Genomic DNA, 20,214 nt, shown 5'->3' with positions numbered 1-20,214 from the left:
AAGAACCGCCCTCATCTGGGCGGTTTTTCAATGCAATTGACTACTGTTTACCCACTTTTTTAGCGGTTTTAGCGCAATTTGCAGTGACCTTACAGTCATCCTGGTTCAAACTATGGCTTTCACACAGGGAGAGTCAGGGCAATGCAAGGTCACCCGGACGTAATCGATTATCTCAACACGTTGCTGACGGGCGAACTGGCGGCACGTGACCAATACTTCATCCACTCGCGCATGTACGAAGACTGGGGCTTCAGCAAGCTCTACGAGCGTATCAACCACGAGATGGAAGAAGAGGCACAACACGCCGACGCCCTGATGCGCCGCATTCTCATGCTCGAAGGCACCCCGCGCATGCGCCCGGACGACCTGGACATCGGCACCACCGTGCCCGAGATGATCGCCGCCGACCTGCGCCTTGAGTACAAGGTGCGCGCTGCGCTGTGCAAAGGCATCGAGCTGTGCGAGCTGCACAAGGACTACGTCAGCCGTGACATCCTGCGCGTGCAGTTGGCCGACACCGAAGAAGATCACACCTACTGGCTGGAGAAGCAGCAGGGTCTGATCAAGTCGCTGGGCCTGGAGAACTACCTGCAATCGCAGATGTAATCCACCGCGCAACGAAAAAGGCCATCGGGGCGTAGCCGATGGCCTTTTTTGTGCCCGCATGCCGCTGTGCAGGAGCCGGCCTGGCCGGCTCCTGCAGTTCAGGCCCGGTCGCGCGCCAGCAGCGGCTTGAGGTAATACCCCGTGTGCGACTGCTTCATCTCGGCCAACTCCTCCGGCGTGCCGCAGGCGATGATCTGTCCGCCCTTGGAGCCGCCTTCCGGCCCAAGGTCCACCAGCCAGTCGGCGGTCTTGATCACGTCCAGGTTGTGCTCGATCACCACCACGGTGTTGCCGTGGTCACGCAGGCGATGCAGCACGTCCAGCAGTTGCTGGATATCGGCAAAGTGCAGGCCAGTGGTCGGCTCATCGAGGATGTACAGCGTCTTGCCGGTATCGCGCTTGGACAGCTCGCGTGACAGCTTGACCCGCTGCGCCTCACCACCGGACAGCGTGGTCGCCGACTGGCCCAGCTTGATGTACGACAGGCCCACGTCCATCAGCGTCTGCAGTTTGCGCGCCAGTGCCGGCACCGCATCGAAGAACTCGCGGGCTTCCTCGATGGTCATTTCCAGCACCTCGTGGATGTTCTTGCCCTTGTACTTGATCTCCAGCGTTTCGCGGTTGTAGCGCTTGCTCTTGCACACGTCGCACGGCACGTAGATGTCGGGCAGGAAGTGCATCTCGACCTTGATCAGGCCATCGCCCTGGCACGCCTCGCAGCGCCCGCCCTTGACGTTGAACGAGAAACGCCCCGGCCCGTAGCCGCGCGAGCGCGACTCCGGCACGCCGCTGAACAGCTCGCGGATCGGCGTGAACAGCCCGGTGTAGGTCGCCGGGTTGGAGCGCGGTGTACGCCCGATCGGGCTCTGGTCGATGTCCACCACCTTGTCCAGGTGCTGCAGGCCATCGCAGCTGTCGTGGGCCGCAGCTTCCAGCGTGCTGGCACCGTTGAGCGCGGTTGCCGCCAGCGGGAACAGGGTGTTGTTGATCAGCGTCGACTTGCCCGAACCGGACACGCCGGTCACGCAGGTCAGCAGGCCGATCGGGATCTCCAGGTCGACGTTCTGCAGGTTGTTGCCGCGTGCGCCCTTGAGTTTGAGCGACAGCTTCTTGTTGCGCGGGGTGCGCTTGGCCGGCACGGCGATCTTCACGCGGCCCGACAGGTACTTGCCGGTCAGCGAGTCCGGGTGCGCCATCACCTCGGCCGGGGTGCCCTCGGCCACGATCTGGCCGCCATGCACGCCCGCGCCCGGGCCGATATCCACCACGTAGTCGGCCATGCGGATGGCGTCCTCGTCGTGCTCCACCACGATCACCGTGTTGCCGATGTCGCGCAGGTGGTTGAGGGTGCCCAGCAGGCGATCGTTGTCGCGCTGGTGCAGGCCGATGGATGGCTCGTCGAGAATGTACATCACCCCCACCAGGCCGGCGCCGATCTGGCTGGCCAGGCGGATACGCTGGGCCTCGCCGCCCGACAGGGTATCGGCGCTGCGATCCAGCGTCAGGTAGTCCAGGCCCACGTTCACCAGAAACTGCAGGCGTTCGCAGATTTCCTTGAGGATCTTGTCGGCGATCTCGCCACGGCGCCCGGTCAGCTTGAGGCCGCCGAAGTAGTCGCTGGCATCGCCGATCGGCAGGTTGGTAACCGCTGGCAGGGTCTTCTCGCCAACCCACACATGGCGCGCCTCGCGGCGCAGGCGGGTGCCGCGGCAGTCGGGGCAGGGCTGGGTGCTGAGGAACTTGGCCAGCTCTTCACGCACGGTGGCCGATTCGGTCTCGCGGTAGCGCCGCTCCAGGTTCGGCACGATGCCCTCGAAGGGGTGCGAACGCTTGACGATATCGCCCCGGTCGTTGAGGTACTTGAAGTCGACGTTGTGCTTGCCACTGCCGTTCAGGATCACCTTCTGCTGGTCGGCCGGCAGCTCGTTGAACGGCACCTCCAGGCTGAACCCGTAATGCGCGGCCAGCGAGCCGAGCATCTGGAAGTAATACACATTGCGCCGGTCCCAGCCGCGAATCGCGCCCTCGGCCAGGGTCAGCTCGCCGTTGACCAGGCGCTTGATGTCGAAGAACTGCTTCACGCCCAGGCCGTCGCAGGTCGGGCAGGCGCCGGCCGGGTTGTTGAAGGAGAACAGCTTGGGCTCCAGCTCGCTGATCGCGTGGCCGCAGATCGGGCAGGCGAAGCGCGCCGAGAAGATCATCTCTTCACCCGGCTCGTCGTCCATCGGCGCCACCAGGGCGATGCCATCGGCCAGCTTAAGGGCCGTCTCGAACGATTCGGCCAGGCGCTGCTGCAGGTCGTCGCGCACCTTGAAGCGGTCGACCACCACATCGATGCTGTGCTTCTTCTGCTTGTCGAGCTTGGGCAACTCGTCCAGCTCGTACAGCTTGCCGTTGACCCGGGCGCGCACGAAGCCCTGGGCACGCAGCTCTTCGAACACCGCCAGGTGCTCGCCCTTGCGCTCGCGAATCACCGGAGCCAGCAGCATCAGCTTGCTGCCCTCGGGCTGGGCCAGCACCAGGTCGACCATCTGGCTGACAGTCTGGGCTTCGAGCGGGATGTCGTGGTCGGGGCAGCGTGGGGTGCCCACACGGGCATACAGCAGGCGCAGGTAATCGTAGATCTCGGTGATGGTGCCCACGGTCGAGCGCGGGTTGTGCGAGGTCGACTTCTGCTCGATCGAGATGGCCGGCGACAGCCCCTCGATGGTGTCGACGTCTGGCTTTTCCATCATCGACAGGAACTGGCGGGCATACGCCGACAGCGATTCCACGTAGCGGCGCTGGCCTTCGGCGTACAGGGTGTCGAACGCCAGCGATGACTTGCCGGACCCGGACAGACCGGTGATGACGATCAGTTTGTCCCGGGGCAGGGTCAGGTCGATGTTCTTAAGGTTGTGGGTACGTGCCCCACGTATCAGGATCTTGTCCACTGCGGCCTCGCTTGGCGGGCATAAACGGAGGAGTATACGGCGCGCTGCCACCACGCGGCAAAGCGTCGCGTATATGCCGTTAACCGATCCGACTGGTAGAATCGCCGCCGGTTCACACGAGGTTTATCCATGCACGATCCCCACAGCGAACGCATGAGCGGCAGCGAGACCCGCGCCGCAGGCGGCCTGGCCCTGGTGTTCGCCTTCCGTATGCTGGGCATGTTCATGGTGCTGCCGGTACTGGCCACCTATGGCATGGACCTGGCGGGCGCCACGCCGGCGCTTATCGGCCTGGCCATCGGTGCCTATGGCCTGACCCAGGCCGTGTTGCAGATTCCGTTCGGGGTCATTTCCGACCGCATCGGCCGTCGGCCGGTGATCTACCTGGGGCTGGTGATCTTTGCCCTGGGCAGTGTGCTGGCAGCGCAGGCCGACTCGATCTGGGGCGTGATCGCCGGGCGCATCCTGCAGGGTGCGGGCGCCATCTCCGCGGCAGTCATGGCGTTGCTCTCGGACCTCACCCGCGAACAGCACCGCACCAAGGCCATGGCCATGATCGGCATGAGCATCGGCCTGTCGTTCGCCGTGGCGATGGTCGTGGGGCCACTGGTAACGCGGGCCTTCGGCCTGTCGGGGTTGTTCCTGGCCACCGCGGCGATGGCGGTGGTGGGCATCGGCCTGATCGCCTTCGTGGTGCCGGCCTCCAACGGCCCGCTGGCGCACCGCGAGTCGGGCGTGGCCAAGCAGGCCCTGGGGCCGACCCTGCGTCACCCCGACCTGCTGCGCCTGGACGTCGGCATCTTCGTGCTGCACGCCATCCTCATGGCCAGCTTCGTCGCCTTGCCGCTGGCGTTCGTGGAGCGTGGCGGGTTGCCGAAAGAGGAGCACTGGTGGGTCTACCTCACCGCCTTGCTGGTTTCATTCTTCGCAATGATTCCGTTCATCATCTACGGTGAAAAAAAGCGCAAGATGAAACGTGTCCTGCTGGGCGCGGTCAGTGTGCTCATGCTCACAGAGCTGTTTTTCTGGGAGCTGGGCAACAGCCTGCAGTCACTGGTGATCGGCACGGTGATCTTCTTCACCGCCTTCAACCTGCTCGAAGCCTCGTTGCCTTCGCTGATCAGCAAGGTGTCGCCGGCCGGTGGCAAGGGCACGGCGATGGGGGTGTACTCCACCAGCCAGTTCCTGGGGGCGGCGCTGGGCGGGATCATGGGTGGCTGGTTGTTCCAGCATGGCGGCTTGAGCGTGGTTTTCCTGGGGGGCGCAGGCCTCTGTGCCCTTTGGTTGGCCATAGCTGTTACTATGCGCGAACCACCTTACGTGACGAGCCTGCGCTTGCCGTTGTCGCCAGAAGCGATGCGCGAAGCGGGCTTGACCGAGCGCCTCAAGGCCGTGCCGGGTGTGACCGACGCAGTGGTGGTGGCAGAGGAAGCCGCCATCTATATCAAACTGGATACACAAATTTTGGATCGTACGGCCCTGGAGCTGCTGGTAAACCCGGCGCCCGCGGCGTGCCAAGCCTAGGAGAACGTTATGGCCCGTGGGGTTAACAAAGTCATTTTGGTCGGCACTTGCGGCCAGGACCCTGAAGTTCGCCACCTGCCCAACGGCAACGCGGTGACCAACCTCAGCCTGGCCACCAGCGAGCAGTGGACCGACAAGCAGACCGGCCAGAAGGTCGAGCGTACCGAGTGGCACCGTGTGTCGATGTTCGGCAAGGTTGCCGAGATTGCCGGCGAGTACCTGCGCAAGGGTTCGCAGGTGTACATCGAGGGCAAGCTGCAGACCCGCGAGTGGGAAAAGGACGGCATCAAGCGTTACACCACTGAGATCATCGTCGACATGCAGGGCACCATGCAGCTGCTGGGTGGTCGTCCGCAGAACCAGGACGGTTCGCAGCAGGGTGGCAACAACTACAACCAGGCCCCGCGTCAGCAGGCGCCTCAGCAGCGTCCGCAGCAGGCCCCTCAGCAGCGCCCTGCGCCGCAACAGCCTGCGCCGCAGCCGGCTGCCGACTTCGACAGCTTCGATGACGACATCCCGTTCTGAGCCCTGGCCAACGCCGCGCTTCAAGACAAACGCCCGATGCGCTGCATCGGGCGTTTTGCGTTCTGGGGAAACCTCGCTGGGCGGTGGCCCTGACACGCTTGCGATGTTCAGCGCACGTGCGGGCCTCGCGGTACCTCTAGCGGGCCGCCAGGAGGTGAAGCGGCCCGTGAGTACTCACGCCGCAGCCACGCCTTGGCCCACCAGCCCCGCCAGTGCATTGAGCATCGGTACGCGATACTCCACGTCCTTCTCGTTCCAGTACACATGACCGGCCGGCAGGTCGACATTGAAGAAGCTTTCGTAGTAGCTGCCTGGCGCCGAATCCGAACGGTCGTTGCCGAACACCTTCAGGCGCACCGCACCCGCTTCAAGCCCGGTGTCCGCCTGGTGCAGCGCAATCACGCTGAAGCGCTCGCCGACCGCCCCGGGGCCATCGACCAGCTCGATTTCATACAGCTGTGCCAGCGCCTCGATGAACCGCTCGGTCTCCAGGCCCAGCGACGAGATCTCGAGCCCGTCGCTGTAGAAGTGCGCCTGTATCACGTTCATCTCGCCATCGAATCCCGGCTGCACGTCGCGCCGCAGCCGCGCCCGCACACCCACCGAGTGCCCGGCGAACGCGGCACGCAGGTCAAAGTGGTAGTGCACGTCATCCTGCATCAGGTGCTGCACCTGAAACACGCAGTCCACAAAACCTTCTTCGCCAAACTGCTCCAGCAGCGGCAACCCGTTCTTGTCCAATTGCATCATGCAGTCCCTTGGCGATGGTGGTCAGGCTGGCGATTATGCACCCGTTGCGCTCATCGATAATCCGTTTTAATGGTGCTTGGCCCGATCTTGGCTAGAGTGAATATTGACGACCACCCAGTGGCCGCCACCGTGACTGTTCACGAGACGCCGGCAATGCTCCGCGCGTCCACCACCTGATCAGGAGTGCACGATGGATCTCAACCGTCGGCAATTTTTCAAGGTCGCCGCCATCGGCCTTGGAGGTTCGAGCCTGGCGGCGCTGGGCATGGCCCCCACGCCGGCCTTCGCCGAACAGATACGCCACTTCAAGCTGGCCCGCACCAAGGAAACCCGCAACACCTGCCCCTACTGCTCGGTCGGCTGCGGCCTGATCCTGTACAGCCAGGGCGATGCGGGCAAGAACGTGGCGCAGAGCATCATCCACATCGAAGGCGACGCCGATCACCCGGTCAACCGCGGCACCCTGTGCCCCAAAGGTGCAGGCCTGCTGGACTTTATCCACAGCCCCAGTCGCCTGCAGTACCCGCAGGTGCGCAAGCCGGGCAGCAACGAGTGGACGCGCGTCAGCTGGGATGAGGCCATGGACCGCGTGGCCGAGCTGGTCAAGGCCGACCGCGACGCCAACTTCATCGAGAAAAACGCCCAGGGCCAGACCGTCAACCGCTGGCTCAGCACCGGGTTCCTCGCGGCCTCGGCGGCTTCCAGCGAAGCCGGCTACCTGACCCACAAGGTCATTCGCAGTTTGGGCATGCTGGGGTTCGACAACCAGGCGCGTGTCTGACACGGCCCGACGGTGGCAAGTCTTGCCCCGACGTACGGCCGTGGTGCCATGACCAATCACTGGACCGATATCGCCAACGCGAACCTGATCCTGGTGATGGGCGGCAACGCAGCAGAAGCGCACCCGTGCGGTTTCAAATGGGTGACCGAAGCCAAGGCGCACAACCAGGCGCGGCTGATCGTGGTCGACCCACGGTTTACCCGTACCGCCTCGGTGGCCGATTACTACGCGCCGATTCGCACCGGCAGCGACATCGCCTTCATGGGCGGCCTGATCAACTATCTGCTCAGCACTGACCAGATCCAGCACGAGTACGTGCGCAACTACACCGACGTGTCGTTCATCGTCAAAGCCGGCTTCGGCTTCGAGGACGGGCTGTTCAGTGGCTACGATGCGGCCAAGCGTACCTATGCCGACAAGTCCGGTTGGGGCTACGAACTGGGTGAAGACGGTTTCGCCAAGGTCGACCCGACCCTGCAGGACCCGCGCTGCGTCTACCAGCTGATGAAGCAGCACTACAGCCGCTACACCCCGGAGCTCGCCAGCATGACCTGCGGCATGCCCCAGGCCAGCATGCAGAAGATCTGGGAAGAGATCGCCACCTGCTCCACACCCGGCAAGACCATGACCATCCTCTATGCCCTGGGCTGGACCCAGCATTCGATCGGTGCGCAGATCATCCGCAGCGCGGCGATGGTGCAACTGCTGCTGGGCAACGTCGGCATGCCGGGTGGCGGGGTCAACGCCCTGCGCGGGCACTCCAACATCCAGGGCCTGACCGACCTGGGCCTGCTGTCCAACTCCTTGCCGGGCTACCTGACCCTGCCCGGTGATGCCGAGCAGGACTACGACGGCTACATCGCCAAACGCGCCCTCAAGCCGCTGCGACCAGGGCAGCTGTCGTACTGGCAGAACTACGGCAAGTTCCACGTCAGCCTGATGAAGGCCTGGTATGGCGTCAACGCCACTGCCGAGAACCACTGGGGCTACGACTGGCTGCCCAAGCTCGACATCCCAGGCTACGACGTGCTCAAGATGTTCGACATGATGGGCAGGGGCGAGGTGCACGGCTACATGTGCCAGGGCTTCAACCCGATTGCCGCGCTGCCCGACAAGAACCGCGTCACTGCCGCGCTCAGCAAGCTCAAATGGCTGGTGGTGATGGACCCGCTGGCCACCGAAACCTCGGAGTTCTGGCGCAACGCAGGGCCGTACAACGACGTCAGCACGGCCGACATCGCCACCGAGGTCATCCGCCTGCCCACCACCTGCTTCGCCGAGGAGGACGGTTCGCTGGTCAACAGCAGCCGCTGGCTGCAGTGGCACTGGAAGGGCGCCGACGGCCCGGGCGAAACCCGTACCGACGTGCGTATCATGAGCGACCTGTTCCTGCGCCTGCGTGAACGCTACCGCGCCGAGGGTGGCGCGTTTGCCGAACCGCTGCTCAACCTCAGCTGGCCGTACAAGGTCGCCGATGAACCCTCCCCCGAAGAGCTGGCCAGGGAGCTCAACGGCGTGGCCGTGACCGATCAGGTCGATGCCACCGGCGCCGCGCTCAAGGGCGGCCAGCAACTGTCGGGGTTCGCCCAGCTCAAGGACGATGGCAGTACCGCGTCCGGCTGCTGGATCTTCTGCGGCAGCTGGACCGAGCAGGGCAACCAGATGGCTCGGCGCGACAACAGCGACCCGTATGGCATGAAGCAGAACCTGGGCTGGGCCTGGGCCTGGCCGATGAACCGGCGAATCCTCTACAACCGTGCCTCGGCCACCCCGCAAGGCCAGCCCTGGGACCCGAAAAAACGCCTGGTATGGTGGAACGGCAAGGCCTGGACCGGCACCGACACCCCGGACTACAAGGCCGACGTGCCCCCCGAGGCGGGCATGAACCCGTTCATCATGAACCCCGAAGGGGTGGCCCGGTTCTTCGCCGTCGACAAGATGGCCGAAGGCCCGTTCCCCGAGCACTACGAACCCTTCGAGACGCCGATCGGGATCAACCCGCTGCACCCCACCAACAAGAAGGCCACCAGCAACCCGGCCGGACGCATCTTCGACTCGGTGTGGGACACCCTCGGCCAGGCCAAGGACTACCCCTACGCGGCCACCACCTACCGGCTGACCGAGCACTTTCACTTCTGGAGCAAGCATGCGCGCCTGAACGCCATCGCCCAGCCCGAGCAGTTCGTCGAGATCGGTGAAGTGCTGGCGCAGCAGAAGGGTATCCAGGCCGGCGACCGGGTGCGGGTGAGTTGCAAGCGTGGGCATATCGAGGCGGTGGCGGTCGTCACCAAGCGGATTCGTCCGCTGCAGGTCAACAACCAGACCGTGCACCAGGTTGGTATCCCGCTGCACTGGGGCTTCACCGGGCTGACGCGGCATGGCTACCTGACCAACACCCTGGTGCCGTTCCTCGGCGATGGCAATACACAGACCCCGGAATCGAAGTCGTTCCTGGTCAACGTGGAGAAAATCTGATGGCCAGCCAAGACATCATTGCCCGTTCGGCCACCACCACGCTGCCCCCCTCGGTGCGCCAGCAGGAGCAGGTCGCCAAGCTGATCGACACCACCAAGTGCATCGGCTGCAAGGCCTGCCAGGTGGCGTGTTCGGAATGGAACGAGCTGCGCGACGAGGTGGGTCACAACCACGGCACCTATGACAACCCGCAGGACCTCAGTGCTGAAAGCTGGACGCTGATGCGCTTCACCGAGCACGAGACCGCCGACGGCAACCTGGAGTGGCTGATCCGCAAGGACGGCTGCATGCACTGCGCCGACCCCGGCTGCCTCAAGGCCTGTCCCAGCCCGGGGGCGATCATCAAGCACGCCAACGGCATCGTCGACTTCAACCAGGACCACTGCATCGGCTGCGGCTACTGCATCACCGGCTGCCCGTTCAACATCCCGCGCATCTCGCAGAAGGACCACAAGGCCTACAAGTGCACCCTGTGTTCCGACCGCGTGGCCGTGGGGCTGGAGCCGGCCTGCGTGAAGACCTGTCCCACCGGCGCCATCGTGTTCGGCAGCAAGACCGACATGCAGGAGCACGCCGCCGAACGCATCGTCGACCTCAAGTCGCGGGGCTTCGAGCACGCCGGCCTGTACGACCCGGACGGCGTGGGTGGCACCCATGTGATGTACGTGCTGCACCACGCCGACACGCCGCGCGTGTACGCGGGGCTGCCCGACAACCCGGTGATCAGCCCGCTGGTCGGGCTGTGGAAGGGCGTGAGCAAACCGCTGGCGCTGCTGGCCATGGGTGCGGCGGTGCTGGCCGGGTTCTTCCACTACGTACGCATCGGCCCGCAGCGGGTCGAGGAAGAGGATGACGAGCATCCTGACACCAGCGTGCATCAGGTCGACCCGTCGGTGCATGTGTATGACCCGGGCAAGCCCACCGCACCAGGGGAGCAACGGCCATGAAGCACAAGCCGATACTGCGTTACACCGCCAACGAGCGCACCAACCACTGGCTGGTGGCGATCCTGTTCTTCATGGCGGCACTGTCGGGGCTGGCGCTGTTTCACCCGGCGCTGTTCTGGCTCAGCCACCTGTTCGGCGGCGGGCCGTGGACACGCATCCTGCACCCGTTCATGGGCGTGCTGATGTTCGTGCTGTTCCTGGGGCTGGTGCTGCGCTTCTGGCGGGCCAACTTCATCACCGCCACCGACCGGCAGTGGCTGCGCCGGGTCGACCGGGTGATCCGCAACGAGGAGGAGGGCGTACCACTGGTGGGCAAGTACAACGCCGGGCAGAAGCTGCTGTTCTGGACCCTGCTGGCGTGCATGCTGGTGCTGCTGGTGAGTGGCGTGGTGATCTGGCGTGCCTACTTCAGCGCGTACTTCGGTATCGACACCATTCGCCTGGCCACCCTGCTGCATGCCCTGGCCGGCTTCGTGCTGGTGCTGAGCATCATCGTGCACATCTATGCCGGTATCTGGATCAAGGGCTCGGTCAGCGCCATGCTGCATGGCTGGGTCAGCCGTGCGTGGGCGCGCAAGCACCATGCGCTATGGTACCGGGAGGTCACTCGGGACGAGCGGCCCGACACGCACAAAGGAGCCAAGCCTTGAGTACCGTGATGGAACCCGATCAGATCCAGGCGTCGGCCAGTTCGCCGCCGTTTCTGCACCCGCCACCGCCACAGCTGTTTGCGCTGCGTGCCGAACGCCTCGACCTGCTGGCCGAGGGGCATGCGCTGGGCGACTACCTGCGCTTCGTGGCCGGGTTGTGCCGCGTGCAGCAGGGGTTGCTGGACAACCCGCCGGCAGCGGCCATGCCCGACCCGCAGCGCCTGCAGCTGTGCGTGACCCACGGCCTGGCGCCCCTGGCCGCCGACAGCCTGGTGCGCGAGGACGCCTGGCAGGGCTGGCTGGATGCCCTGTTGCAACGCTACGAGGCGTCTTCGCCGCTGGCGCATCAGGCCCAGACGCAATTGCGCGAGGCCGGGGCAGGGCAGCGCATGGTGTGGGCGCTGGCACTGCTGGGCGGGCAGTACAGCGCGGTGCCGGCGGCGCTGGTGCCGTTCCTGGGGGCCGCGCTGCAGGCGGCGTGGAGCCATTGGCTGCTGGCCATGCCCGGCGTCGAACTCAAGCCCGGCGACAGCCTGGGGCAGTGCCCGGCATGTGGTTCGCCGGCGATGGCGGGGGTAATCCGCCACCGCGGCAAGTACAACGGCCTGCGCTACCTGGTGTGTGCGTTGTGTGCCTGTGAATGGCATGCGGTGCGGGTCAAGTGCGTGTATTGCGAGCAAAGCAAGGGCTTGCAGTACTTCAGCCTGGAGGATGACCGCCATGTCGCCGGGCAGGCGCCGTTGCGGGCCGAATACTGCCCCGAATGCCACAGTTACCTGAAGCTGGTCTACCTTGAAAGCGATGCGCAATCGGAGGCCCTGTCGGCAGACCTGGCCAGCCTGGCACTGGACATGCGCCTGGATCAGGAGGGCTACCAGCGCCTGGCGCCGAACCTGTTGCTGGCCCCAGGCCTGTAGGGCCGGCCTTGCGCGAAGGGCGCACTACACTGTGGGATCCGACCCTGCGCGGTGTTCCATTCGCCGGCAAGGCCGGCTCCTACATAGGCCGGAGCGTTTTTGCATGTCCTCCAACGTCACTCAGTGCACCCACCGTCTACCCTCCATCGACACCCTCCTGCGCAGCCCTGCCTGCGTTCCCCTGGTGGACCGCTACGGCCGCGACGCCGTGCTCGCCACCTTGCGCCAACTGCTCGATGACCTGCGCGAGCCCGCCCGCCACGGCCAGCTCGGCGCTGCCGAACTGGCCCCCGAGGTGCTCGCCGGCCGCACCAACGAACGCCTCGCCGCCCGGCACCGCAGCCACATCCGCCGGGTGTTCAACCTCACCGGCACCGTGCTGCACACCAACCTGGGCCGCGCGCTGCTGCCCGAAGCCGCCATCGAGGCCGTCCAGCTTGCCGCGCGCCACCCCCTCAACCTCGAGTTCGACCTGGACAGCGGCAAGCGCGGCGACCGTGACGACCTGATCGAAGGCCTGATCCGCGAGCTCACCGGCGCCGAGGCCGTGACCGTGGTCAACAACAATGCCGCCGCCGTGCTGCTGGCGCTCAACAGCCTGGGCGCGCGCAAGGAGGGCATCATTTCGCGCGGCGAACTGATCGAGATCGGCGGTGCATTCCGCATCCCCGACATCATGGCCCGCGCCGGGGTCAGGCTGCACGAGGTGGGCACCACCAATCGCACCCACGCCCGCGACTACGAAGCGGCAATCAACCCGCGCAGCGGCCTGCTGATGCGCGTGCATTGCAGCAATTACAGCATTGAAGGCTTCACCAGCCATGTGCCCACCGCCGAGCTGGCGCAACTGGCCCACCAGCACGGCCTGCCGCTGCTCGAAGACCTGGGCAGCGGCAGCCTGATCGACCTGACCCGCTGGGGCCTGCCCGCCGAACCCACGGTGCGCCAGGCCCTGGCCGATGGCGCCGATATCGTCACCTTCAGCGGCGACAAGCTGCTCGGCGGTCCGCAGGCCGGGATCATCGTGGGCAGCAAGGCGCTGATCGCGCGCATCAAGAAGAATCCGCTCAAGCGTGCCCTGCGGGTCGACAAGTTGACCCTCGCCGCGCTGGAAGCGGTGCTGGGCCTGTACCGCGACCCCGACCGCCTGGCCGAGCGCCTGCCCAGCCTGCGCCTGCTGACCCGGCCGCAAGCCGAGATCCTGGCCCAGGCCGAACGCCTGGAGCCGCGCATGGCACAGGCGTTGGGCGCGTCGTGGAGCGTTGCCGCGCTGCCTGCACTGGGCATGATCGGCAGCGGCAGCCAGCCGGTGGCACGCCTGCCCAGTGCTGCGCTGTGCATGCGCCCACAGGTGTCCAAGCGCCTGCGCGGGCGCAGCCTGCTGGCGCTGGAAGCGGCCTTGCGCGCGTTGCCCATCCCGGTGCTCGGGCGCCTGGACGACGACGCGCTGTGGCTCGACCTGCGCCAGCTGGATGACGAACCCGCGTGGCTGGCGCAACTGGCGCAACTGGCGGTACTGCCCACGTGATCGTCGGCACCGCGGGGCACATCGACCATGGCAAGACCGCGCTGCTCGAAGCCCTCACCGGCCAGGCCGGGGATCATCGGCGCGAAGAGCGCGAACGCGGCATCACCATCGACCTTGGCTACCGTTATGCAGCGCTGGCGGCGGATGCGCCGTTGACCGGCTTTGTCGACGTGCCGGGCCACGAGCGGTTTATCCACAACATGCTGGCCGGCGCCCAGGGTATCGACCTGGTGCTGCTGGTGGTGGCGGCCGACGACGGGGTGATGCCCCAGACCCGCGAGCACCTGGCCATCGTCGAACTGCTGGGCATCGCGCAGGCGCTGGTGGCCATCACCAAATGCGACCGGGTCGAGCCGGCGCGGGTGCAGGCGGTGCAGGCCCAGGTGCGCGGGCTGCTTGCGCCGGGACCGTATGCCGGGGCGGCGCAGTTCGCGGTGTCGAGTGTCAGCGGCCAGGGTATCGAGGCACTGCGTCAGGCATTGCTCGCCGCGCAGCACGCCCTGCAGCCGCGTAGCCAGGGTGGCGCTTTTCGCCTGGCCATCGACCGGGCCTTCAGTGTGGCCGGGGCCGGTATCGTGGTCACGGGCACCGCGTTGTCCGGGCAGGTTCAGGTGGGCGACAGCCTGCTGCTGGGCAAGGCGGGCAAACCGGTGCGGGTGCGCGGCTTGCACGCGCAGAACCAGGTCGCGACCCAGGCCTTCGCCGGGCAGCGCGTGGCCCTGAACATCAGCGCCGAGCGGCTGGCGCTGGAGCAAATCCACCGCGGCGACTGGCTGCTGGCCGAGTGGCTGCATGCGCCTACTCAGCGGCTGGATATCGAACTGCACCTGCTGGCCGGGGAAGCCCGTGCACTCGAGCATTTCAGCCCGGTGCACCTGCACCTGGGCACCCAGGACGTCACCGCCCGCGTCGCATTGCTGGAAGGCGAGCGGCTGGCGCCCGGGGCGCGCATGTTCGCGCAGTTGCTGGTCAACGCGCCGGTGCAGGCGGTGCATGGCGACCCCGTGGTGCTGCGCGACCAGAGTGCCCAGCGCACCCTTGGCGGCGGGCGCGTACTCGATCCATTCGCCCCGGCCCGCCAGCGCCGCAGCCCGCAGCGGCTGGCGCAGCTGCAGGCACTGGCGGCGGCCGACAGCCTGGAACAGGCCTTGCCGGCGCTGCTTGCGCAAGGCACGGGCGGGCTCGACCCGCAGCGCCTGGAGCGCCAGTTCAATCGCTTGCGCAGCCACTGGCGGCTGGATGCGCAGGTGCAGGTGGTGGCCACGCGGCAGGGGCCGCTGCTGTTCGACACGACGCAATGGCAGGCGCTCAAGGCCCGGGTGCTGGCGCAACTGGCGCGTTTTCACGAGCTCGAACCCGACCAGCTCGGCCCTGACCGCGACCGCCTGCGCCGTTTCGCCAGCCTGGCACTGGAGCGGCCGGCGTTCATCAGCCTGGTGGACGAGTTGCTGGGCGAGCAGGCGATTGCCAGCAGCGGCCCGTGGCTGCACCTGCCCACGCACCAGGCGCGCCTGAACGAGGCCGACACGGCGCTCTGGCAACAGGTGCAACCGTTGCTGCTGGCGGCGCGTTTCGATCCGCCCTGGGTGCGCGACCTGGCCCGCGCCACCGGCAGCGAAGAAGCCGAGGTACGGCTGCTGCTGCGCAAGATGGCGCGTCTGGGCCAGGTGCACCAGGTGGTGCGCGATCTGTTCTATCCCGAGGCCACAGTGCGGCAAATGGCGGCTATGCTGTTGCGCATGGCGGGTGATGAGGTGCAGGTGACGGTTTTTCGTGATGCGCTGGGTATCGGGCGCAAGCGCAGCATCCAGGTGCTGGAATACTTCGATCGCATCGGCCTGACCCGGCGCCTGGGCGACCAGCGCCGCATTCGCCGCGACAATGCCCTGGCTCAACCGGGCGACAACTGAATTCAAGGAAGGCAATCGCGCCCGGTGGCGCGGCCGGGCTTCAAACCCGGTTGGGGACGGCAGCCGTTCCCGGGCAGGTTCGACTCCGGCTGCCTTCCGCCATTTTTCGCGGGGCCTCAGGCCACCCGTTCACCGCACAGGTCCAGGGCGAACCAGTGCTCGGCGGTGTCGATGTCCAGCCCCGCGCCCAGCAGGGCGAACAGCTTGCCCAGCGCCGCCTCGCGGGTCATGCCGCCGCCCGATACCAGGCCGGTCTCGCGCAGGCGGCTGCCGGCGGCGTAGGTATCGAACAGCACACTGCCCTCGATGCACTGGCTGATGGCGGCAATCAGCACGCCACCCTGGCGCGCCTTCTGCAACGCCTGCATCAGTGCTGCATCTTCCGATGGGCCGGTGCCGCTGCCATAGCATTCAAGCAGCAGGCCGCGCACGCCGCTCACCACCAGTGCCTGCACCTGCTCGGCCTGCAAGCCGGGGTACACCGGCAGCACCGCCAGTTTCACCGGCACCCGCGGCTGGGCATAGCCGAGTACTGCGGGCAACGCGCTGGCGCGGCTGCCTTCGCGGTGGCGCGCCGGCGCGGCAAACGCATCGAAGGCCTCGCTGCGCAGTTTGCTGGCCCGTGCGCCGTGCAGCAACTGGCCTGCGAAATACAGCTGCACGCCGCTTTGCAGGCCGCTTTCGAACAGGGCCAGGGCGCCGTGCAGGTTGTCCCAGGCGTCGCTGTGCGGTGCGCCGGCCGGCAGCATCGAGCCGGTGAGCACTACCGGCACATCCAGCCCCAGCAGCAGGAACGACAACGCTGCTGCGCTGTAGGCCAGGGTGTCGGTGCCGTGCAGCAGCAGGATGCCGTCGTGGCCATCACGCGTCACCGCCGTGACGATGGCCGCCTGCATGGCCAGCCAGTTGGCCTGCTGCATGTTGGCGCTGTCGAGCAGCGGTGACATCTCCTGCAGGCGCCAGTGCACCCGGGGTGGCGTCGGGTGCGTGTCCAGCCAGGCGCGCATGCGTGCCTCGAAGCCACCGGCCGGCGCCAGGCCATGGGGCGTTTGCAGCATGCCGATGGTGCCGCCGGTGTAGAGGACGAGAAGGTTCTTGACCGCGCGCATGGTGAGCATTCCAGGCAGGTGAGAAAAGGGGCATCGCGAATCGGCTGCCGCCCGCGAACGGGGCGGCGGCACAGGGTAGCTCAGCGTTGCGCTTGAGCTTGAGCTTGAGCTTGAGCTTCGCCCACGCTGGCAGGGCGTGCGCTTTCAGCGGGCTGGACAGCAGGCCAGGCCTGGGTGTCCAGGTCCAGGTCGGGGAACCTGGCCGAGTCGAATACCGGCTGCTTGATGCCTGCCTTGCGCTGGTCGTCGTAGTCGCGCATCACGCGCAGACCGATCTTGAACAGCAGCGCCAGGGCGATCAGGTTGACGAAGGCCAGGCACGTCATGGTGATGTCGGCGAAGGCGAACACGGTCGACAGGTTCTGCACCGAGCCCCACACGATCAGCGCCAGCACCAGGGCACGGTAGACCATCAGCACCGCACGGTTGCGGGTCAGAAACTGCAGGCTGTTTTCGCCCAGGTAGTAGTTGTAGAGGATGCAGGTGAACACGAACAGCGACAGCGCCACGCTGACGAACAGGCGACCCCAGTCACCGACCACGGCAGCCAGCGAGTTCTGGGTCAGCACGATGCCGTCACCTTCGAAGCCCGGGGTGTAGAAGCCCGACAGCAGAATCAGCAGCGCGGTGCAGGTGCAGATCACGAAGGTATCGAGGAACACGCTGAATGCCTGCACCACGCCCTGGGCGCCCGGGTGTTTCACTGCCGCCACGGCGGCCACGTTGGGCGCACTGCCAAGGCCCGCTTCGTTGGCGAACACGCCACGCTTGACGCCCATCACGATGGCACTGCCCAGCAGGCCGCCGAAGGCAGGGTCCAGGCCGAAGGCGCTCTTGAAGATGGTTTCGAGCATGGCCGGCACGTGTTCGATCTGGCTGCCGATCACGTACAGGGTAACGCCGATGTAGGCCAGGGTCTTGACCGGCACCAGCAGGTCGGACACCGAGGCGATGCGCTTGATCCCGCCCAGGAACACGATGGCCAGCAGCACGGCCAGGGCAATCCCGGTGTGCTCCGGGGCGAAGCCGAAGGCGTTCTGCAGCGAGTGGGTCACGGTGTACGACTGCAGGCCGTTGAAGGCGAAGCCGTAGGTCACCAGCAGCAACACCGAGAACACCACTGCCATGGCGCGCAGGTTGAGGCCGTGCAGGATGTAGTAGGCCGGGCCGCCGCGGTACAGGCCATCACCGTCGGCGCGCTTGTAGACCTGCGCCAGGGTGCATTCGAAGAAGCTGCTGGACATGCCCACCAGCGCCGTCACCCACATCCAGAACACCGCGCCCGGGCCGCCCAGGGTCACGGCGATACCGACGCCGGCGATGTTGCCGGCACCCACGCGCCCGGCCAGGCTCAGCATCAGTGCCTGGAACGAACTCAACTGGCCCGCCTGGCCGCGCAACGATTCCTTGAATACGCCGAACATATGGATGAAATGGCGAAACTGCACAAATCGCGAGCGCAGGGTGAAATAGCTTCCCAGTCCGACGATAAGCACGATAAGGAGCTTCCCCGAAAGGAAATCGTTGAGCACTTCGAGCATGGCGTGACCTCGGTTCTTGTTCTGAATGACAGTGGCTGACGGCGTGCGCCGTTTGCCTGGGGGCGCATGGTTGGTCATGACAAACGTCGTTACAATTTCGCGGGTTGCTCTGAATTGATGCGACCTGATGCTAAACTGGCGCCTATCGCATCAATCGGTACCTGATCAATGAGTCAACACCTGGGCCCCAACCTCAAGCTGGCGTGCAGCCATTACCGCTCTATTTCCGAGGTTTGCCGGCAGCTGTCGATCAACCGGGCGCAGTTCAACAAGTACCTGAGCGGGCAGAGCCAGCCGACGGCGTACAACCTCAAGCGCATCGGCGACTTCTTCGGCGTCGAGGACTACGAACTGGGCCTGCCGCCAGAACAGTTCGCGCGCCTGATCGGTGCGCGCAGCTCGGCGCTTGCCAGCCCGGCCCAGGCCGATCCGTTGCTGGAACTGCTGCGCCCGCTGCGCGAGCACGAGGGCAATCTGTCGCGCTACTGCGGCTACTACTTCGAATATTCTAACTGCATGTCGGTGCCGGGCAGCATCCTGCTGTCGCTGGTGCACCTGCGCGAAGAACGCGGCACGTTCCTGTTCGAGCGACAGGAACGCCAGGAGCGCTCCAGCAGCACCGACGTGCAGGCTGAAGACTGGGTGCGCTGCCGCTATCTGGGCGCGGCCTTTCAGTTGCAGGACCGGGTGTTTCTGATCGACTACGAATCGCTGACGGTCAACGAGATGAGCCAGACCATCCTGATTCCCAGCTTCAAGAGCCGCATCACCCGGCTCAACGGCCTCAAGACCGGCGTCTCCAGCGGTGACCGGCGCACTCCGGCGTGTACCCGCGTGGTGTGGGAATACCTGGGCCCGGAAATCAACCGCATCAATGCCTACCGCCAGGTCCGGCTGTACCGCCCGGATGACCCGCGCATCGATGACGATGTGCGCGCACGGCTCAACGTCGGGCCGATTCGCAACGGCCTGTTCGAGATCGAGTGAAGGGCGCCGTGCTCAGCGGCGAATGAATGCCGCCACCTGCTGCGCCAGGGCCCCGGCCTGTGGCGGATGGGCGCGCAGGTGTGCGGCGATGCCGTGGTCGCAGTCGGGCAGGGTCAGCTGTTCGAAATGCCCGGGGGGTAGGGTGTCGCTCAGCGCCTGGATGACTTCGGCCGGGATCGGGCTGTAGCGCAGCATGCCGTCGATTTCCACATGGCCTGCCGACGTGCCCGGGGTTCGCCCGTGGTGGGCGGCCAGCAGGCCATCGTATTGTCCCAGCACCAGCAGCACCTGGCCGCGATAGCTGCGCAGGAACTTGTAGCTGTCGCTGTCGAGAAACCCGTGCGGGGTGCTGATGGCGCGGGTGAAGGCCGGGCCGAACGGGGCATCGTAGGCGCTGTCGGCATAGACCGCCGGGCACAGCAGCACCAGCTTGTTCACCTGGCGTGCATGGTGCGCTGCCACTTTCAGCGCCAGCGCTGCGCCCAGGCTGTGGCCGATCACGGTGTTGCAGCGATGCTCGACGTGGCGAAAGAAGCGCAGCGCCTCGGCCAGGTTGGTGTGCAGCGACGGCGCCCGGGCCCCCGGCAGGCTGGCCAGGCTGTGCCCCGACAGGTTGCCGGTCAGCGAGCCGATGCCCAGGGCCTGCAGGCGGTACAGCAGCGGGTTGAGGTGGGTGAAGTCGCTGCGTGCGCCGCCGAGCATGAACAGCGGCGGCGCGTGCTCGATATCGGGGATCAGCAGGCGACCTTCCTGGCTGTAGCCGTCGAACGTTTCGACCACCAGGCACTCGCGGCCCGGGCTGGGTTCGTCGAATTGCCAACGCTCACGTCCGTGTGCGGCCGTCTTGATCGGCATGAAGCGGTCCTCTTGCCCGGGGTGAAGGGTCGACAAGTCGACATGAACCAGCGAGGCTGACGCTTTTACAGTAGATGCAGTCGGGCATTTCTGGTGGGCGCGCAGGTTATTTCTTGAACTACGTTGAACCCGTCACACTTTGCGCTGACACACTCTAGACTTTGGCGTCAGTCGGC

15 protein-coding genes and 1 tRNA gene are annotated in these 20,214 nt (G+C 66.0%); 11 read left to right on the top strand and 5 right to left on the bottom strand.

Annotated features, from left to right (window positions below; genetic code table 11):
* Positions 1–141 precede the first annotated feature (141 nt).
* Positions 142–606, top strand: coding sequence for a bacterioferritin (gene bfr / locus B4I46_RS02645; RefSeq protein WP_043861921.1), 465 nt, complete (start codon positions 142–144; stop codon positions 604–606).
* A gap of 98 nt (positions 607–704) precedes the next feature.
* Here the strand turns inward: bfr and uvrA are convergent, their stop codons facing one another.
* Positions 705–3,539: an excinuclease ABC subunit UvrA gene (gene uvrA / locus B4I46_RS02640; RefSeq protein ID WP_043861920.1), complete on the bottom strand. Its 2,835-nt coding sequence runs from the start codon at positions 3,537–3,539 to the stop codon at positions 705–707.
* Positions 3,540–3,668: 129 nt separating this feature from the next.
* Between uvrA and B4I46_RS02635 the strand changes: the two genes are divergently transcribed.
* Positions 3,669–5,063: an MFS transporter gene (locus B4I46_RS02635; protein ID WP_286898523.1), complete on the top strand. Its 1,395-nt coding sequence runs from the start codon at positions 3,669–3,671 to the stop codon at positions 5,061–5,063.
* Positions 5,064–5,072: 9 nt separating this feature from the next.
* Positions 5,073–5,588: a single-stranded DNA-binding protein gene (locus B4I46_RS02630; RefSeq protein WP_043861918.1), complete on the top strand. Its 516-nt coding sequence runs from the start codon at positions 5,073–5,075 to the stop codon at positions 5,586–5,588.
* 174 nt (positions 5,589–5,762) lie between these two features.
* Here B4I46_RS02630 and B4I46_RS02625 read toward each other — a convergent pair whose 3' ends face one another.
* Positions 5,763–6,335 (bottom strand): hypothetical protein, encoded by a 573-nt coding sequence (locus tag B4I46_RS02625; RefSeq protein ID WP_286898521.1) that lies wholly within the window; start codon positions 6,333–6,335, stop codon positions 5,763–5,765.
* A gap of 193 nt (positions 6,336–6,528) precedes the next feature.
* On the opposite strand from B4I46_RS02625, the gene fdnG reads away from it, so the two are divergent.
* The 7 genes from fdnG (at position 6,529) to B4I46_RS02590 (ending at position 15,648) form a co-directional block, all read left to right on the top strand.
* Positions 6,529–9,594, top strand: a complete 3,066-nt coding sequence (gene fdnG / locus B4I46_RS02620; protein WP_286898520.1) for a formate dehydrogenase-N subunit alpha — start codon at positions 6,529–6,531, stop codon at positions 9,592–9,594.
* The gene (fdxH, locus tag B4I46_RS02615; protein WP_043861915.1) at positions 9,594–10,541 is read left to right on the top strand and encodes a formate dehydrogenase subunit beta; all 948 of its coding nucleotides are present in this window, start codon (positions 9,594–9,596) and stop codon (positions 10,539–10,541) included. The genes fdnG and fdxH overlap by 1 nt, the downstream gene beginning before the upstream one ends.
* Complete coding sequence (locus B4I46_RS02610; RefSeq protein WP_286898517.1) at positions 10,538–11,191, top strand: formate dehydrogenase subunit gamma; 654 nt, start codon at positions 10,538–10,540, stop codon at positions 11,189–11,191. The genes fdxH and B4I46_RS02610 overlap by 4 nt, the downstream gene beginning before the upstream one ends.
* Positions 11,188–12,108: a formate dehydrogenase accessory protein FdhE gene (gene fdhE / locus B4I46_RS02605; RefSeq protein WP_286898515.1), complete on the top strand. Its 921-nt coding sequence runs from the start codon at positions 11,188–11,190 to the stop codon at positions 12,106–12,108. Before B4I46_RS02610 ends, fdhE begins: the two co-directional genes overlap by 4 nt.
* Positions 12,109–12,211: 103 nt before the next feature.
* Positions 12,212–13,636 (top strand): L-seryl-tRNA(Sec) selenium transferase, encoded by a 1,425-nt coding sequence (gene selA, locus B4I46_RS02600; RefSeq protein WP_286898513.1) that lies wholly within the window; start codon positions 12,212–12,214, stop codon positions 13,634–13,636.
* On the top strand, positions 13,633–15,546 hold the full coding sequence (gene selB / locus B4I46_RS02595) for a selenocysteine-specific translation elongation factor (RefSeq protein ID WP_286898565.1): 1,914 nt from the start codon (positions 13,633–13,635) through the stop codon (positions 15,544–15,546). Before selA ends, selB begins: the two co-directional genes overlap by 4 nt.
* 6 nt (positions 15,547–15,552) lie before the next feature.
* Positions 15,553–15,648, top strand: a tRNA-Sec gene (locus B4I46_RS02590).
* A 14-nt stretch (positions 15,649–15,662) separates the two neighbouring features.
* Here B4I46_RS02590 and B4I46_RS02585 read toward each other — a convergent pair.
* Positions 15,663–16,655 (bottom strand): asparaginase, encoded by a 993-nt coding sequence (locus tag B4I46_RS02585; protein WP_078481652.1) that lies wholly within the window; start codon positions 16,653–16,655, stop codon positions 15,663–15,665.
* Positions 16,656–16,735: 80 nt separating this feature from the next.
* A complete protein-coding gene (locus B4I46_RS02580) occupies positions 16,736–18,196 on the bottom strand; it encodes an alanine/glycine:cation symporter family protein (protein WP_123753525.1) in 1,461 nt (486 codons plus the stop codon).
* A gap of 168 nt (positions 18,197–18,364) precedes the next feature.
* Between B4I46_RS02580 and B4I46_RS02575 the strand changes: the two genes are divergently transcribed.
* Positions 18,365–19,183 (top strand): helix-turn-helix domain-containing protein, encoded by an 819-nt coding sequence (locus B4I46_RS02575; RefSeq protein ID WP_043861908.1) that lies wholly within the window; start codon positions 18,365–18,367, stop codon positions 19,181–19,183.
* A 12-nt stretch (positions 19,184–19,195) separates the two neighbouring features.
* On the opposite strand, the gene B4I46_RS02570 is transcribed toward B4I46_RS02575, so the two are convergent.
* Positions 19,196–20,038, bottom strand: a complete 843-nt coding sequence (locus B4I46_RS02570) for an alpha/beta hydrolase (RefSeq protein WP_054916428.1) — start codon at positions 20,036–20,038, stop codon at positions 19,196–19,198.
* Between the last annotated feature and the right edge of the window lie 176 nt (positions 20,039–20,214).

This window comes from Pseudomonas sp. UBA7500, from assembly GCF_002478435.1.
GTDB classification, from domain to species: domain Bacteria; phylum Pseudomonadota; class Gammaproteobacteria; order Pseudomonadales; family Pseudomonadaceae; genus Aquipseudomonas; species Aquipseudomonas palmensis.
Note: the sequence above shows the minus strand (reverse complement) of the source record. Positions and strands in the feature narration are given on the sequence as shown.

Coding starts and splice junctions, on each gene's coding strand:
- B4I46_RS02585 (WP_078481652.1), bottom strand. CDS start 16,655: ATGCGCGCGGTCAAGAACCTTCTCGTCCTCTACACCGGCGGCACCATC.
- B4I46_RS02580 (WP_123753525.1), bottom strand. CDS start 18,196: ATGCTCGAAGTGCTCAACGATTTCCTTTCGGGGAAGCTCCTTATCGTG.
- fdxH (WP_043861915.1), top strand. CDS start 9,594: ATGGCCAGCCAAGACATCATTGCCCGTTCGGCCACCACCACGCTGCCC.
- B4I46_RS02625 (WP_286898521.1), bottom strand. CDS start 6,335: ATGCAATTGGACAAGAACGGGTTGCCGCTGCTGGAGCAGTTTGGCGAA.
- B4I46_RS02635 (WP_286898523.1), top strand. CDS start 3,669: ATGCACGATCCCCACAGCGAACGCATGAGCGGCAGCGAGACCCGCGCC.
- B4I46_RS02570 (WP_054916428.1), bottom strand. CDS start 20,038: ATGCCGATCAAGACGGCCGCACACGGACGTGAGCGTTGGCAATTCGAC.
- bfr (WP_043861921.1), top strand. CDS start 142: ATGCAAGGTCACCCGGACGTAATCGATTATCTCAACACGTTGCTGACG.
- selA (WP_286898513.1), top strand. CDS start 12,212: ATGTCCTCCAACGTCACTCAGTGCACCCACCGTCTACCCTCCATCGAC.
- B4I46_RS02630 (WP_043861918.1), top strand. CDS start 5,073: ATGGCCCGTGGGGTTAACAAAGTCATTTTGGTCGGCACTTGCGGCCAG.
- B4I46_RS02610 (WP_286898517.1), top strand. CDS start 10,538: ATGAAGCACAAGCCGATACTGCGTTACACCGCCAACGAGCGCACCAAC.
- B4I46_RS02575 (WP_043861908.1), top strand. CDS start 18,365: ATGAGTCAACACCTGGGCCCCAACCTCAAGCTGGCGTGCAGCCATTAC.